The organism is Streptomyces sp. SudanB52_2052 (genome assembly GCF_964272415.1).
Classification (GTDB): domain Bacteria; phylum Actinomycetota; class Actinomycetes; order Streptomycetales; family Streptomycetaceae; genus Streptomyces; species Streptomyces olindensis.
Genome location: NZ_OZ186796.1, coordinates 4,481,587 through 4,496,362, shown reverse-complemented (window position 1 = coordinate 4,496,362; position 14,776 = coordinate 4,481,587). Strand labels below are relative to the sequence as shown.

The window sequence follows — 14,776 nt, the reverse complement described above, 5'->3', positions numbered from 1 at the left end:
GCCTGGCGCGGTTCGGCCGAGGCTGCACCAGCGTAAGCGGTGTCGTGCCCACGACCGGCCGCTGCACCCCTTTCGTTCATATACATGAATACTCGTCAACCCATTGACCCGGAAGTAGGGCCTCCGTAGTGTTCCCGCCTACGTGATTGCTGTTCACGTACGCGTATGCCCCAGGGGAGACAACGATGTCAGAAGCCGCGACAGCCATACCCGAGGCCGAGCAGCGAGCGGTCGGCAAATTCCTGCGCCGGATGCTGCCGATCCTGGTTCTGATGCTGCTGGTCAACCAGATGGACCGGACGAACGTGGGCTTCGTCCAGGACGAGCTGCGGGCCGACGTCGGGGTGAGCGCCACCGCCTACGGGCTCGGCGCGGGCCTGTTCTTCATCGGATACGCGCTGTTCGAAGTCCCGAGCAACATGTGGCTGGAGCGGTTCGGCGCGCGGATCTGGCTGACCCGGATCATGATCACCTGGGGTGCGGTGATCGTGGCGATGTGCTTCATCCACAGCGTGTGGATGTTCTACGCCCTGCGCTTCCTGCTCGGCGTCGCGGAGGCCGGGTTCTTCCCCGGCGTGCTCCTGTACTTCACCCAGTGGCTGCCGGACTCCAGCCGCGGCCGGGCGAGTGCGATCTTCCTGGGCGGCTCGGCGACGGCGTACATCGTGACCGGCCCGATCACGGGCGCCCTGCTGGAGCTGCACGGCGCGGGCGGCATCGCCGGCTGGCGGTGGATGTTCGCCCTCGAGGGAGCCTTCTCCATCCTGGTCGGCTTCATCGCCGGGTTCTTCCTCGTCTCCCGGATCCAGGACGCCAAGTGGCTCACGCAGGAGGAGAAGGACGCGCTGAGCGAGGCGGTGGCCCGGGACAAGGAGGCGCGCGACCGGGCGCCGTCGGTGTCGCGCTGGAAGCTGATCCTGCACCCGCAGGTGGCGGTGCTCACCGCGGTCTTCTTCGCGATGGCGCTCACCGGTTACGCGATCACGTTCTGGCTGCCGAGCCTGGTGGAGGAGATCGGCGGGCTGTCCCCCTTCCAGATCGGCCTGCTGTCGGCGATTCCGTGGATCTGTGCGGTGATCGCGATGTACACGATGAGCCACTTCACGGACCGGGCCCCCGACCGGCGTCCCTACCTGGCGATCGCCCTGGTCCTCTCCGCGACCGGCACCTTCCTGGCCACGCTCGGGTCCCCCTGGTTCGGCCTCGTCGCCCTCACCCTCGCGGCGGTCGGCGGCAAGTGCGCGGCCACCCTGTTCTGGCCGATGGCCCAGTCGGGACTCGACCTGAAGATCGCGGCGCCCGGGCTGGCCCTGGTCAACTCCATCGGAAACCTGGGCGGGTTCGTGTCGCCGACGCTGTTCGGCTACCTGAAGGACACGACGGGGAGCACGAACGGGGGGCTGTACACGCTGTCGGCGGCGTCCGTGCTGGCGGTGGTGGGGGTGGCGTTCGTGCGGCATACGAAGCGGGGGATGCAGGGCGGTTCCGGTGCCGGTGCCACGGCGGTGGTGGGGAAGCCGGTCGCGGGGGAGGCGCGCTGACACAAGCCGACGCGGGGCCCGCTCCCTGGTGGGGGGCGGGCCCTGTCATCTCCAGTACTTCGCTGTTGCCTTGTCGAACGACCGCATGCCGCGTGCCAGCATGCTCAGCATGGCGGTTCATGGGCTACCACGGACTCGTCGGTGATCTCGGGAACGTTGTCCGGGCCCAGCGCGAAGGGTCGGGTGCTCTGTGGCGTCCACGTGCCGACGCGGCACTCGAAGGGGCCCGCCGCCCACGACGCGGTCGGCCGGTTCTTGCAGACGGCGACGAGCAGCACGGGCACGCCGTACTTCGCGCGTAAGTACGCCAATGACCATGTGCGCAAGCTAGGCCGATCAAGGGCCGGCATATGCGGCGCGCCGGGTGGGTTCACCCATTCGAGGCTGGGAGGAACGTTCCGGGGCTACCTTGCGACGAACTGGGTCAGGATTGCCTGGACCTCGTAGATGTCGACGCCCTTGGTGAAGGTCTTCTGCAGGGGGGTGGGGGTGCCGGAGATCCAGATCTTCAGTTCCGCGTCGAGGTCGAACGTGCCGGCCGTCTCCACCGCGAAGTGGGTGATGCTGCGGTAGGGGACCGAGTGGTACTCCACCTTCTTGCCGGTGATGCCCTGCTTGTCGATCAGGATCAGGCGGCGGTCGGTGAAGAGGATGGTGTCGCGGATCAGCAGGAACGCGGCGTGGACCTGCTCGCCGTGGCCCAGGAGGCGGGCGTAGTCCTGCTGGGCCGAGGCCGGGTCTACGGTGTGGGCGTTGCCGAAGAGTGCCATGGGTAGTCCCCCGTGGGTGTGGTCGCGGCCTCGTGGCCGCTCTCCCGCGATCTTCGCAAAGCGACGGGCCCGGGAGAAGGTTCTCGTTTCTCCCGGGCCCATGCTGTAGCGAGCGTGTTACCGCTGTTACGCCGTCGGCTTCTCCTCCAGGCGCGGGAAGAGGACCGCGCCCTTGGTGACCGTCGTGCCGGCGGGGAGCCTGCCCCACTCGCCGGCCTCGCCGATCTTCTGGTCGGCGAGCGCGCCGAGGGAGGCCTCCGCGCCGAGGGAGTCCCAGAGCTTCTGCGACGTCTCCGGCATCACCGGGTTGAGGAGGACCGCCACGGCGCGCAGGGACTCCGCCGCCGTGTAGAGGATCGTGGCCAGGCGGGCCCTGCCCTCGTCCGACGTGTCCTTCGCGACCTTCCAGGGCTCCTGCTCGGTGATGTAGCCGTTGACCTGCTTCACGAAGTCGAAGACCGCGAGGATGCCGCCCTGGAAGTCCAGGTCGTCGCCGATGCGGCGGTCCGCCTCCGTCACCGCCTTCGCCAGGCCGTCGTGGATCGCCTTCTCCGCCTCGCCGTCGGCCGTCGACGCCGGCAGCTCGCCGCCGAAGTACTTGCCGACCATCGCCGCGACGCGGGACGCGAGGTTGCCGTAGTCGTTCGCCAGCTCGCTCGTGTAGCGGGCCGAGAAGTCCTCCCAGGAGAAGGAGCCGTCCTGGCCGAAGGCGATGGCGCGCAGGAAGTACCAGCGGTAGGCGTCCACGCCGAAGTGCGAGGTCAGGTCCTGCGGCTTGATGCCGGTCAGGTTCGACTTCGACATCTTCTCGCCGCCGACCATCAGCCAGCCGTTGGCCGCGATCTTGCCGGGGAGCGGGAGGCCCTGCGCCATCAGCATCGCCGGCCAGATCACCGCGTGGAAGCGGAGGATGTCCTTGCCGACCAGGTGGACGTCGGCCGGGAAGGTCTCCTCGAACTTCGCCTGGTTCTCGTTGTAGCCGACCGCCGTGGCGTAGTTCAGCAGGGCGTCGACCCACACGTAGATCACGTGCTTGTCGTCCCAGGGGATCGGGATGCCCCAGTCGAAGGTCGAGCGGGAGATGGAGAGGTCCTGCAGGCCCTGGCGGACGAAGTTCACGACCTCGTTGCGCGCCGACTCGGGCTGGATGAAGCCCGGGTTCGCCTCGTAGTGGGCGAGGAGCTTCTCGCCGTACTCGCTCAGCTTGAAGAAGTAGTTCTCCTCGCTGAGGATCTCCACCGGCTTCTTGTGGATCGGGCAGAGCTTCTGACCCGCGTACTCGCCCTCGCCGTCGAGGAGCTCGCCCGGGAGCTTGTACTCCTCGCAGCCGACGCAGTACGGGCCCTCGTAGCCGCCCTTGTAGATCTCGCCCTTGTCGTACAGGTCCTGGACGAACTCCTTGACGCGGTCCGTGTGGCGCTTCTGCGTGGTGCGGATGAAGTCGTCGTTCGCGATCTCCAGGTGTTCCCAGAGAGGCTTCCACGCTTCGGTGACGAGCTTGTCGGCCCACTGCTGGGGGCTGACGCCGTTCGCCTCCGCGGTGCGCATGATCTTCTGACCGTGCTCGTCCGTGCCGGTGAGGTACCACACCTTCTCGCCGCGCTGACGGTGCCAGCGGGTGAGCACGTCGCCTGCGACGGTCGTATAGGCGTGGCCCAGGTGAGGAGCGTCGTTGACGTAGTAGATGGGGGTCGAGACGTAGTACGCCTTCGCCCCCTGCTTCTCGGATCCAGTGGCCGCCATGGTCGAAATCCTACTGGTCCGCCGAAGATCGACTCACACGCGTTTCGGGGGGTGGACAGGGGGTTCCGCCCTGTCCACCCCGCGTCGGGCTACGGGCGCCAGTTCGCCAGTACGCCGTCGTAGAGCTGCTTGTCCGTGAGCTCTCGGGGGGTTTCGCCCGCGAGGAAGTGGGACGTGTTGGGGGTCTTGAGCTTGCGGAGGTAGTCGAAGGCCTTGTTCTCCGGGTCGCCGAAGGCGACGAAGGAGAAGAAGACGGTGGGGTGGGTCTTGGCGGCGTCCGTGAGGGACTGGGTGGCGGGGGTCTTGGCGTCGGGGGCGCCGTCCGTCTGGAAGACCACGAGGGCGGGGGTGCCGGGGGTCTCCTTGTCGTGCCGGGCCAGGACGGCTTCGACCGCCGCGTGGTAGCTGGTGCGGCCCATGCGGCCGAGGGAGGCGTGCAGGTCGTCGATCTTGTTCTCGTGGTCGGTGAGGGTGATCTCGCCGGTGCCGTCGAGTTCGGTGGAGAAGAAGACGACCGGGACGGTGGCCTCGGGGTCCAGGTGGGCGGCGAGGGCGAGGGTCTGTTCGGCGAGGGCCTGGGCGGAGCCGTCCTTGTAGTACGGGCGCATGGAGGCGGAGCGGTCGAGGACGAGGTAGACCTTGGCCCGGGTGCCGGTGAGGTTGTGGGTCTTGAGGGTGGTGGCGGCGGTGCGGTAGGCGGTGGCCAGGCCGGGGGCGCGGGTCTTGAGCTGGGTGAGGGTGAGGGCGGGCTTGGGGGTGGTGGGGGGCTTGGGGGCGGCCTCGGCCTCGGCTTCGCCTTCGGCCGTGTCGTGCCCACCCGCACCACCCGTGCGGCTTTCGTCGTCGGCTGCGGGTGGCCCCTGCGGGGGCTGAGCGCCGTCGGCGGCTGCGGGTTCGGGGGTGGCCGACGGCTCGGGGTCGGCCGTGGGCTTCTCCTCGGCCTCAGGCGTCGGCTTCGCCTCGGCCTCGGCCTCGGGCTCCGGCTGCGCCTCGCCCTCCGGGTCGGCCTCGGGCGCGGGCTGCGCCTCGCCCTCCGGGTCGGCCGCGGGCTCCTCAGCCGACGTCTCGGGCACCGACGACGACTCGGGCTCGTCGCTCGTCCGGGTCTCGGCGGCGGTCTCGGCTTCCGTCTCGGCCGCCGTCTCCGCCACCGTCGGCTCGTCCACCACCGACTCCTCGACGATCTCCGGCTCGTCGGTCGACGCCTCGCCCGCCTTGGCCTTCTCGGCGACCGGCTCCTCCACGCCTTCCGATCCCGAGACCTCCGGCTCCTCGACGATCGGCTCCGCGGCATCCGCAGACCGCTCCGCAGCCGCCGGCTTCTCGGCAACGGCCGACTCGTGGGCAGCCGCCGGTTCCTCCGCAACCGCGGACTTCTCCGCAACCGGCTCCCCCACAGCCGCCGGCTCCTCCGAAACCGTCGGCTCCGCGGCCTTCGGCTCCTCCGAAACCGACGACTCAGCAACCGCCGACTCCTCTGAAACCGTCGGCTCCGAAACCGTCGGCTCCCCCTCCCCCGACGGCGTAGGCCTCGGTACCGTCACGTTGTCGAAGGCCGCTGCCACCAGGTCGTGTTCGTCGGGGGACGACGTACGAGGGTCGGGGACGGTGGCCGAGGGGCTGGGGGGCGGCTCGGGCGAGGGGGAGGGGGAGGGGACCTTCCGGTCGGGGGTGGGGGGCGTCGGGGTCTCCTGGGACGGGACCGTGGTGGGGGACGCGGGCGGCTCCTGTGCGGGCGCCGTCTCCGTGGTCGTCGTCTGCGCCGCACCCTCCGCCTCGGCGGTCCGTGACTTGCGTGACCGTCCGAACGCGTTCCGCAAGAGAGTGAGAATGCCCATGTGCGCGCAACCCTTCGCGTGAGTTGAAGCCCGTCAATCCCTGGCCAGGACGGACACGTAAGGTTAGCGGCCCGCCTGCGCGATCTTGGGCAGGGTCAGGTGTGCGGGATCCACCCTGTCAAGGGGCACATCCGGCCTGCGCAGGTGTCGCCACGCTGAATGGCGGCAACCCCCGTACGGCTGCTGTGGGTTCACTCGTTGTTCACCCGGGCGCCCGGCTCCCGCACGTATGTGCCCCTACGGTCGCGCTGACACCATGGGCATCCAAGGAGAGAGCAAAGTGCGAAAGCTGCTGCCGTTGATCGGAACGCCGTCCGGTTCGCATCCCGGCGGCCGGTCCGCCCTGACCTGTCGTTTCCGGTGTGGTGACGCCTGCTTCCACGAGGTGCCCAACACCAGCTCCAACGAGTACGTCGGTGACGTGATCGCCGGTGCCCTCAGCCGGCGGTCGATGATGCGCGCCGCGGCTGTCGTGACCGTGGCCGCCGCCGGCGCCGGTGCCGTCGGGGCCGGGCAGGCTCCGCAGGCCGCCGCCGCCGTCCCGGCCGCCACCGCCTCGGATGTCGCCCGGCGCAAGCCCGGCGCCCGCGGGCTGCGCTTCGCGCCCGTCGCGCCCAACACCGCGGACGCCGTGACCGTGCCGGAGGGGTACCGGCAGAACGTCGTCATCCGCTGGGGCGAGCCCATCCTGCGCGGCGCGCCCGCCTTCGACCCGGAGAAGCAGACCGCCAAGGCCCAGGCCGGGCAGTTCGGGTACAACTGCGACTTCCTCGCCCTGCTGCCGCTGCCCGGGGAGCGCAACCGGCAGCTGCTCGTCGCCAACCACGAGTACACCGACGAGATCCTGATGTTCCGGGGGTACGACGCCGCCAACCCGAGCCGGGAGCAGGTGGAGATCGCCTGGGCCGCGCACGGGCTGTCCGCCGTCGTCGTGGAGGAGGACCGGAAGACCGGCAGGCTCACCGCCGTTCCCCGGCACCAGCTGAACCGGCGGGTCACCGCCACCACCGAGTTCCGGCTCACCGGGCCCGTCGCCGGGTCCGACCTCGTGAAGACCTCCGCCGACCCGAGCGGCACCAAGGTGCTCGGCACCCTCAACAACTGCTCCGGTGGCGTCACCCCGTGGGGCACGACCCTGCACGGCGAGGAGAACTTCAACCAGTACTTCGCCAACAGCAGCCGGGCGACCGACAAGCGGTACGGCATCGGGACCGGGGCCAGCGAGCGCAAGTGGGAGAGGTTCGACAAGCGGTTCGACGTCGCCCAGGAGCCGAACGAGGTGCACCGGTTCGGGTACGTCGTCGAGTTCGACCCGTACGACCCTGACTCCACGCCCCGCAAGCACACCGCGCTCGGGCGGTTCAAGCACGAGGCCGCCACCGTGCGGCTGACGCACGACGGGCGGCCGGTCGTCTACTCCGGTGACGACGAGCGGTTCGACTACTTCTACAAGTTCGTCAGCAGCAAGCGGATGAAGCGCGGCACCTCCCGGGCCGTGCGCGAGCACAACCTCTCCCTGCTCGACGAGGGCACGCTGTACGTCGCCAAGCTCACCGGAGACTCCCCCGCCATCGAGATCGACGGCACGGGCAAGCTGCCGAAGGACGGCGAGTTCGACGGGAGCGGTCAGTGGATTCCGCTGGCCACCGCCACCGCCGACGGTGCCGTCTCGCACGTGGACGGGATGAGCGCCGAGGAGGTGTTCGTCTTCACGCGTCTCGCCGGAGACAAGGTGGGCGCGACGAAGATGGACCGGCCCGAGGACATCGAGCCCAACCCGGTGACCGGCAAGGTGTACGTCGCCCTGACCAACAACAGCAACCGCGGTGTCGGCTCCAACGCCAAGGCGGACGAGGCCAACCCCCGCAACGCCAACAAGCACGGGCACGTGCTGGAGCTCACCGAGCGCTGGAACCGGCCCGAGAGCACCAAGTTCGCCTGGTCGCTGTTCCTGGTCGCCGGTGACCCGGACGACCCGGCGACCTACTTCGCCGGGTTCCCGAAGGACGGCGTCAGCCCGATCTCCTGCCCGGACAACGTCGCCTTCGACCCCTACGGCAACCTGTGGATCTCCACCGACGGCGCCCAGCTCGGCTCGCACGACGGCCTGTTCGGCGTGGCGACCCGGGGCGAGCGGCGCGGTGAGCTGAAGCAGTTCCTGACCGTGCCGAAGGGCGCCGAGACCTGCGGTCCGATCATCCAGGACCGGCGGGTCCTCGTCGCCGTGCAGCACCCGGGCGAGATCGACGGCGCGTCCGTGGAGAAGCCCGCCAGCACCTGGCCCGACGGGCCCGGCAGCTACGTCCGGCCGGCGGTCGTGGCCGTGTGGCGTGCCGACGGCGGCGACATCGGCTGCTGACGGAGTCACGCAGCGGGTCGCGCAGCGGTGACAGGGGGCGTCCGGCGGGCGTCCCCTGTCTGCGTCTGTCCGCCCCTATCGGCCGTCGTGCAGCGTGAGGTCCGTGATCACCGCCCGGTGGTCCGTGTCGGCCAGGTCCAGGACGCGGGTGCGGTCGGCCGCGAACTCCTCGGACACCAGCACGTGGTCGATCTGCGTGCCGAACGTCGGGGCGGTCGAGGCCGGCCAGGTGGCCGTGCGGTCGGCGCCGTCCAGCCGGGCGGCGTCGTACAGGCCGGTGTCGAGGATGCGGCGGAAGGCGGCGTGGTCCTGGGAGGCGTTGAAGTCGCCGGCCAGGACCAGGGGGGTGCCGCGGTCGGCGGCGGCCGCGTCGCGCACGGCGTCGAGCTCCCTGGTCCAGAGGCCCACCTGGCCGGGTATCGGGGGCATGGGGTGGGCGAGCTGGAGTCGTACGGGGTGCCCGTCCACGTCGGCGATCGCGCCGGGCATGCCCATCGTGGCGCGGACGCCGTCCGTGGGCCGCAGCGGGTAGCGGCTGAGGATGACGGAGCCCTCGGAGCCACCGCCCTCGACGGCGCGGCGGTGCGGGTACTCCCGCGCCAGGTCCCGCTTCAGCCGCGCGTCGCAGGTGTACTCGCATTCCTGGACGAAGACGAGGTCCGGTTTCTCGCGGCGGACGGCGGCGACGAGGGAGCCGGTGCCCTGGCCGAACTCGACGTTCGAGGTCAGCACGCGCAGCTCGGCGACGGGGCGGCCCGCGGGATCGCCCGTCTTGCCGTACGGCTCGATGAACCAGGCCAGCAGGCCGAGCAGGACGACTCCCCAGGCCGTCCCGAGCCACCAGCGGGACAGCAGGGTGAACAGCAGCGCCAGGGCCGTGGGCGCGAGCAGCCAGGGGAGGAAGGCGAGGACCTGCGGGACGGGGGTGGTGCCGTCGCTGTCGGCGGTCCGGAAGCCGACGACCACGCTCACCCCGGCGAGCAGCAGGCCCGCGCACCAGGCGCCGAGCCGCCGTCCGGGCGGACGGCGGCGCTCCGGCTCGTCGTCGGTGGCGGTCCACTCGGCAGCGGCGGTGTCCAAGGCCCGGCCTTCCGTTCACGGGGTGTGATGCCCGAATCCTCCCTCAAAGACGGGGCGGGGCGGGGGAAGGTTGCCGTTCGTCGACGCGGGCCAGGAATTCCGCCAGTGCCGTGTCGAACTCCGCCGGGCGTTCCAGGTTCGGCATGTGGGCCGAGCCCTCGATGACGTGCAGGGCCGCGTCCGGGAGGGCCGCGTGCATGGCCCGGGCGTCGGAGACCGGTGTGTAGGTGTCGTCGGCTCCGACGACGACCAGGGCCGGGACGGTGACGCGGGTGAGCAGGGCGCTGTAGTCGGGGCGGCGGGCGCGGGCGCGCAGGGCCGCGGCGGCGCCCTCGGGGGAGGTGGCCGTCATCATGCGGTGGACGTGCGTCTTGACCTCGGCCGGGGCGTAGGGGGCGACCATCCGCTCCAGGACCTCGTCGGCGTAGCCGCGCATGCCCTCCGCGAGGAGCCGGTCCGCCATGGCGTCGCGGTCGCGGACGCCCTGAGGGGTCTCGGCCGACGGGAAGGTGTCCGCGAGGACCAGGCCGCGGACGCGCTCGGGGAACAGGCGGTAGCAGTCCATGACGATCTGGCCGCCCATCGACAGGCCCGCCAGTACGCAGGACTCCACCCCCAGCTCGTCGAGCAGGGCCTCGATGTCCCGGGCGAACCCGGAGAAGTCCGGGACGGCCGGGGTCGTCGGGGAGGCGCCGTAGCCGCGCAGGTCGGGGGCGATGACGCGGCGGGCCGCCGAGAACGTCCGGAGCTGCGGGGCCCACATCGTGCGGTCGAAGGGGTGGCCGTGGACGAGGACCAGGGGAACCAGAGGGACAACCGGCTGCCGGGAGGATACGGGGCCTTTGTCCTCGTATGCGAGGAAGGGTGCCATGACGTCGACCCTAGGCGGCCCAACTACTCGGTGCAATAAGATCTTTGCTCTCGGTGCAATCCAAGGGGGAGGCCGACCGATGGGTGACTACCGGCGGGACTACCGGCGCATCGCCGACCGCATCGCCGACGACATCGCGGGCGGGCGGCTCAAGCCCGGGCAACGGCTGCCTCCGCAGCGGGCGTTCGCCCGGCGGCGCGGCATCGCCCCGTCGACGGCCGGGCGGGTGTACGCGGAACTGGTCCGGCGCGGGCTGGTCGTCGGCGAGGTCGGGCGCGGCACCTTCGTGCGGGCCGCTCCGGCCGGGCCGGTGGGGCAGGCGCTCATCGAGGCCGGTGCGGCCGGAGCGCCCGTCAACCTGGAGCTCAACTACCCGTCCGCGCCCGGCCAGCCGGAGCTGCTCGCCCCCGTGCTCGCGCCGCTGCTGCGTCCCGACGTGCTGGCCGAGGCCCTGCTGCCGGCGGCCGCCACCGGCACCGCGCCCGCCCGGGAGGCCGCGGCGGCCCTCCTCGCCACCCCGGGCTGGCGCCCCGGCCCGGAGCGGCTGCTGTTCACCGGCAACGCCCGCCAGGCCATCGCCGCCGTGCTGGCCTCCCTGGTCCGGCCGGGCGGCCGGGTCGGCGTGGAGCAGCTGACGTATCCGCTGGTCAAGGAGATCGCGGCACGGCTGGGCATCACCCTGGTGCCGCTGGCGGGCGACGCGGCCGGGCTGCTCCCGGAGGCCGTCGCCGCCGCGCACCGTTCGGCTCCGCTGTCCGCCCTCTACGTGCAGCCGACGCTGCACAACCCCACGTCTCTGACGACGAGCCACACCCGGCTGCTGCAACTCGCCCGTCTCGTCCACGACTTGGACCTGCCCGTGGTCGAGGACCGCATCTGGTCCTTCCTCCACGCCACCGGCGACCCCTTCGCCGTCCACGCCCCGGCCCTCGCCCACGTCGTCGACGGCCTCTCCAAGCGGGTTGCCCCCGGGCTCACGGTCGGCTTCCTCGTCGTGCCGCCGCACCGGGTCGCCGCCGTGGCCGACGCGGTGCGCTCGGGCGGGTGGAGCGCGGGGCGGTTCGCGCTGGAGGCGGCCGTGCGATGGGCCGCGGAGGGGACGGTGGCGCGGCTGGTGGAGGCCAAGCGGGCCGACGCGGCCCGGCGCCAGCGGATCCTCGCCGAGGAACTCGCGGGCTTCGCCGTACGGTCCGACCCGCGCGCCTACTTCGCCTGGTGGGAGCTGCCCGCCCCCTGGCGCGCGGACACCTTCACGGCCGCGGCCGCCGCGCACGGCATCGCCGTCACGCCCGGCCCCGCCTTCGCCGTCGCCCCCGGCCACACGCCGGACGCGGTCAGGCTCGGGCTCGCCTCGGCTCCGGAGCCGGATCTGCGGAAGGCCCTGCGGACCCTCGCGCACGTCGCCGCGCGGCGCGCCGGGGACCGTATCGCCCCGTGAGCCACGAGCCGAGGGCCACCGCGAGGCCCAGGGCGCACAGCAGCCAGGACACCGAGCGCAGGGTTGCCGTGAGAGCGTCGTAGACCGCGCCCGCCGCCGGGCGGTGCGGGGCGTCGGGCAGGTCGGCGAGGGTGAGGCGGCGGCCGACCGCCACGGCGAGGACCAGCAGCGCGCCGCCGAGGGCCGTACCGAGGCCGAGGGCGGTGACCGCCCGGCGGCGGCACGCGGCGACGGCGATCCCGGCGGCGGCGAGGACGGCGGCGGCGAGCGGCAGCCAGAAGGCGGCGGTGTCCAGCACGTGGAACCCCTTGCGCAGTCGGTCCGCGTCCGCGGCCGGGAGCACCGGGACGCGCAGGTGCGTGACCGGGATGCGGTGGGCGAACGGCACGTGGTCGGCGGAGAGCCGGTGTTTGACCCGGTGGAGGACCGGGGCGATGTCGACGGTGACCGGGCCCGGCCGCGCGGCGTCCTCGCGCAGGGCGCGCAGCACGGCGGTGTGGACGGCCCGGTTCGCCGCGTCCCAGCCCGTTCGGTACGCCTCGGTCCGGGTGAAGGACCGCACCGCGTCGCGCACGAAGGGTTCGGCCGCGCCGCGCAGCGGACCGGTGTCGAACTCGTGTCCGGTCTCCCGCAGGAACCCGTCCCCGACGGCGTCCGCCACCGCCCGCCGCACGTCCGGGTCGGCGGCGAGCGGCGCCATCGTGCGGACGTAGCGGCCGGTGTCGGTCAGCCCGTGCGCCGCCCAGGACGCGAGCGCCCCGAACGGCAGGAGCAGGCACGCGAGGGCCAGCAGAACGGCCGACAGGACGTTCCGCGGTCGTGGGGGCGCCGCCTGCTCGGGTACGGGCGCCCGGTCGCGCTCGGACACCCTTCCAGGCAAGGCGCACCGGGCCGGGCCCGCGAGCGGGGTGACTGCATTCGGGCCCGAGGGCTCCCCGGACGAGCGCCCGGGGAGCCCTACCCGTCCCGGATCAGTCGACGCGGCGGCCCGCGGCGTCCTCGTGCGTGTAGTAGCGGTAGAACAGCGTCACGAGGACGCCGGCCCCGACCACCACCCCCAGCCCGGCGGACTTGAGCACGGACTCGTCGGACTGGCTGATGAGGAAGCCCACCGCGCAGCCCGTGAACACGAACCAGACCAGCGCGTGCAGCTCGCGCCCGAGCCTGGGGGCCATTTCCCACAGGGCGGCGAACACCACGGCGAACACGAGCGCGGTGAGGAAGCCGAACAGGAGGTTCCAGCCCGTGATGGGCCCGGAGTCGCGCCGGTTGGCGGCGGCCCAGTAGCCGTAGACCAGACCGAGGACGACGGGCAGCGCGACCTTCGCGGCGGCGTGGGTCCGCGCGCCGAAGACATCGGGCCTGCGCCGCTGCCTGGTCACCCTGCGTGAGGCGGGTGCCGCATGAGCCATGAGAGCTCTCCTCTCTCCCTGCCCCTGCTTCCAGAGCACACCGCCGCGGCAGCGCAGGCAAGTCGGGGTCGGAGCGCCCCGCACCGCGACAACGGGGGCGAAGCACCCGAAGGCGGGCGTTTGCGGTCCTGGGGCTCACCTTTGCAGCCGCAGCGGTTACGGTGCTGACGTACGTGATCGACACAGGGGGAGGGGCGATGCCCGGAACCGTGCTGCTGCTGGCGGCCTCACCGGTGGGCAGGGGGCGCCTGGTGGACGCCGCCTCCGTGCTCCCCGTCCTGGCCGCCGTGCCGCCCGCCGTACTGGCCGGTACGGATACCGCGAACGTCGTCGAACTCGCCGACCCGCTGGAACCGCAGGCCGTCCTCACCCGGCTGCGGGCCGCCGCCGCGGCCCCCGGACCGCTCACCGTGTACGTCACCGGGCAGCTCCAGCTCGACCGCCGCCAGCGCCTGCCCCACCTCGCGCTGGCCCGCACCACCCCCTCCACCGCCCGCTACACGGCCTTCCCCTGGCACTGGTTCCGGGAGGAGCTGCGGCTGCGGCCCGCCGGGGCCACGACCCTCCTGCTCGACCTGCACGCGGACGCCGAGACCTGGGAGCTGCTGCGGAGCACGCCCCTGGACTCGGGGCGGGGCAACGCCGTCCACGGGCGGATCGCGCCGCCGCCCTCCAGACGCACGGTCGCGGCACCGTCGTACATGAAGGCCGTCGCGACGATCCTGCGCAGCGGGTTCCGGCCGCCGACGGAGCAGTTGCACCAGCAGGCCCTGGCCCGGATCGCGCCCGAGAGCGCGGGCGCCGACCTCGTGCTGAGCACGCCGGGCCCGACGGGCGGGGATCCGCACGCCGTCATCACCGCCGCCGTCCAGGCCGGCCGCCACTCCGACGCCGACGCGCTCGCCGCCCGGCACGAGCAGGCCGCCGTCGCCGCGCACGGGCCCGCCTCCGAAGAGGCCCTGCACTGGGCCGAGGTACGGGCCGACCTGGCGATGTTCGCCGGGGACGCGGCGCGCAGCTGCCGCACCTGGCTGATGATCGCCACCGCCCGCCTGAACGCCGGGCAGGCCCCGGACGCGCCCGCCGTCGAGGCCGCCGTGGACCGGGCCCACCACCAGTGGGGCCAGGTCCGCGACACCACGCGGGCCCGCGAACTGGGCGCGGCCCTCGCCGAGTTGCGGGGACGGGTCCCCGGGCGGCGCGAGGGAGCGCTCGACCATGTGCAGCGCCAGCTACGGCAGTTGCAGACCCAGCCCTGAACACGCGTGCGCCGTGTGCGCCTGGCGTGAAGGGGGCGTGCAATCGCTTTCGCCGGTCTCGTCACAGGTCTGCCGCCGAGGCCCGACCCGGTGTCATGATGGCGAGCATGACAGAGGGGGAGCGAGTGGCTGTCTTAGGCGTACGCGTGCGGCTGGGCGCCGGCGCGACCATGGACGATGTCAGAGCCTTGAAGACGTGGCTGGAGCGCGAAGAGTCACTGGAGGAACTGGTCTCCACCGGGCAACTGACCATCGAGGAGCAGGCCGGCACGGAGGGGGCCGACGGACGGCTCGGACCGGACCTCGAACTCGTGCTGAAAGTGCTCGGTGACGTCGTCACGGTCGCGGCCCTGACCGAGTACACCGCCCGCGCGGTGAAGACCTGGGCGAACAACCGCCGCAGGCTCCAGGGCGGCGATCCCGACCCACAGATCCGGTCGCTGGACCCCGACGGGGAGTAGGCCG

General features: G+C 72.2%; 12 protein-coding genes. 5 read left to right on the top strand and 7 right to left on the bottom strand.

Annotation, left to right across the window (positions count from 1 at the left end):
- The first annotated feature begins 185 nt into the window (after positions 1-185).
- On the top strand, positions 186-1,541 hold the full coding sequence (locus ACSUPV_RS19860) for an MFS transporter (RefSeq protein WP_436948011.1): 1,356 nt from the start codon (positions 186-188) through the stop codon (positions 1,539-1,541).
- Between the two features lie 404 nt (positions 1,542-1,945).
- On the opposite strand, the gene ACSUPV_RS19855 is transcribed toward ACSUPV_RS19860, so the two are convergent.
- The 3 genes from ACSUPV_RS19855 to ACSUPV_RS19845 form a co-directional block, all read right to left on the bottom strand.
- Positions 1,946-2,311 carry a PH domain-containing protein gene (locus tag ACSUPV_RS19855; protein WP_031118097.1) on the bottom strand — a complete coding sequence of 122 codons (366 nt, stop codon included), beginning with the start codon at positions 2,309-2,311 and terminating at the stop codon, positions 1,946-1,948.
- A gap of 126 nt (positions 2,312-2,437) precedes the next feature.
- Positions 2,438-4,054 (bottom strand): methionine--tRNA ligase, encoded by a 1,617-nt coding sequence (gene metG / locus ACSUPV_RS19850; protein WP_037762658.1) that lies wholly within the window; start codon positions 4,052-4,054, stop codon positions 2,438-2,440.
- Between the two features lie 89 nt (positions 4,055-4,143).
- The gene (locus ACSUPV_RS19845) at positions 4,144-5,892 is read right to left on the bottom strand and encodes a VWA domain-containing protein (RefSeq protein ID WP_436948009.1); all 1,749 of its coding nucleotides are present in this window, start codon (positions 5,890-5,892) and stop codon (positions 4,144-4,146) included.
- Between the two features lie 280 nt (positions 5,893-6,172).
- On the opposite strand from ACSUPV_RS19845, the gene ACSUPV_RS19840 reads away from it, so the two are divergent.
- Positions 6,173-8,251 (top strand): PhoX family protein, encoded by a 2,079-nt coding sequence (locus ACSUPV_RS19840; RefSeq protein ID WP_359790932.1) that lies wholly within the window; start codon positions 6,173-6,175, stop codon positions 8,249-8,251.
- Positions 8,252-8,326: 75 nt separating this feature from the next.
- On the opposite strand, the gene ACSUPV_RS19835 is transcribed toward ACSUPV_RS19840, so the two are convergent.
- Together ACSUPV_RS19835 and ACSUPV_RS19830 are read right to left on the bottom strand one after the other, a co-directional pair.
- Positions 8,327-9,331: an endonuclease/exonuclease/phosphatase family protein gene (locus ACSUPV_RS19835; protein ID WP_436948007.1), complete on the bottom strand. Its 1,005-nt coding sequence runs from the start codon at positions 9,329-9,331 to the stop codon at positions 8,327-8,329.
- Positions 9,332-9,374: 43 nt separating this feature from the next.
- Positions 9,375-10,202 (bottom strand): alpha/beta fold hydrolase, encoded by an 828-nt coding sequence (locus ACSUPV_RS19830; RefSeq protein WP_436948006.1) that lies wholly within the window; start codon positions 10,200-10,202, stop codon positions 9,375-9,377.
- 79 nt (positions 10,203-10,281) lie between these two features.
- Between ACSUPV_RS19830 and ACSUPV_RS19825 the strand changes: the two genes are divergently transcribed.
- A complete protein-coding gene (locus tag ACSUPV_RS19825; protein WP_436948004.1) occupies positions 10,282-11,640 on the top strand; it encodes a PLP-dependent aminotransferase family protein in 1,359 nt (452 codons plus the stop codon).
- On the opposite strand, the gene ACSUPV_RS19820 is transcribed toward ACSUPV_RS19825, so the two are convergent.
- Together ACSUPV_RS19820 and ACSUPV_RS19815 are read right to left on the bottom strand one after the other, a co-directional pair.
- Positions 11,537-12,508 (bottom strand): hypothetical protein, encoded by a 972-nt coding sequence (locus ACSUPV_RS19820; protein WP_436948002.1) that lies wholly within the window; start codon positions 12,506-12,508, stop codon positions 11,537-11,539. The genes ACSUPV_RS19825 and ACSUPV_RS19820 overlap by 104 nt on opposite strands.
- Positions 12,509-12,611: 103 nt before the next feature.
- Positions 12,612-13,052, bottom strand: coding sequence for a hypothetical protein (locus ACSUPV_RS19815; protein ID WP_037762641.1), 441 nt, complete (start codon positions 13,050-13,052; stop codon positions 12,612-12,614).
- A 197-nt stretch (positions 13,053-13,249) separates the two neighbouring features.
- Here ACSUPV_RS19815 and ACSUPV_RS19810 point away from each other — a divergent pair, with 197 nt between their 5' ends.
- Positions 13,250-14,311 (top strand): hypothetical protein, encoded by a 1,062-nt coding sequence (locus ACSUPV_RS19810; protein ID WP_037762638.1) that lies wholly within the window; start codon positions 13,250-13,252, stop codon positions 14,309-14,311.
- Between the two features lie 125 nt (positions 14,312-14,436).
- On the top strand, positions 14,437-14,772 hold the full coding sequence (locus ACSUPV_RS19805; protein ID WP_382615723.1) for an effector-associated constant component EACC1: 336 nt from the start codon (positions 14,437-14,439) through the stop codon (positions 14,770-14,772).
- Positions 14,773-14,776 lie beyond the last annotated feature (4 nt).

Coding starts and splice junctions, on each gene's coding strand:
- metG (WP_037762658.1), bottom strand. CDS start 4,054: ATGGCGGCCACTGGATCCGAGAAGCAGGGGGCGAAGGCGTACTACGTC.
- ACSUPV_RS19825 (WP_436948004.1), top strand. CDS start 10,282: ATGGGTGACTACCGGCGGGACTACCGGCGCATCGCCGACCGCATCGCC.
- ACSUPV_RS19815 (WP_037762641.1), bottom strand. CDS start 13,052: ATGGCTCATGCGGCACCCGCCTCACGCAGGGTGACCAGGCAGCGGCGC.
- ACSUPV_RS19810 (WP_037762638.1), top strand. CDS start 13,250: ATGCCCGGAACCGTGCTGCTGCTGGCGGCCTCACCGGTGGGCAGGGGG.
- ACSUPV_RS19860 (WP_436948011.1), top strand. CDS start 186: ATGTCAGAAGCCGCGACAGCCATACCCGAGGCCGAGCAGCGAGCGGTC.
- ACSUPV_RS19855 (WP_031118097.1), bottom strand. CDS start 2,311: ATGGCACTCTTCGGCAACGCCCACACCGTAGACCCGGCCTCGGCCCAG.
- ACSUPV_RS19830 (WP_436948006.1), bottom strand. CDS start 10,202: ATGGCACCCTTCCTCGCATACGAGGACAAAGGCCCCGTATCCTCCCGG.
- ACSUPV_RS19845 (WP_436948009.1), bottom strand. CDS start 5,892: ATGGGCATTCTCACTCTCTTGCGGAACGCGTTCGGACGGTCACGCAAG.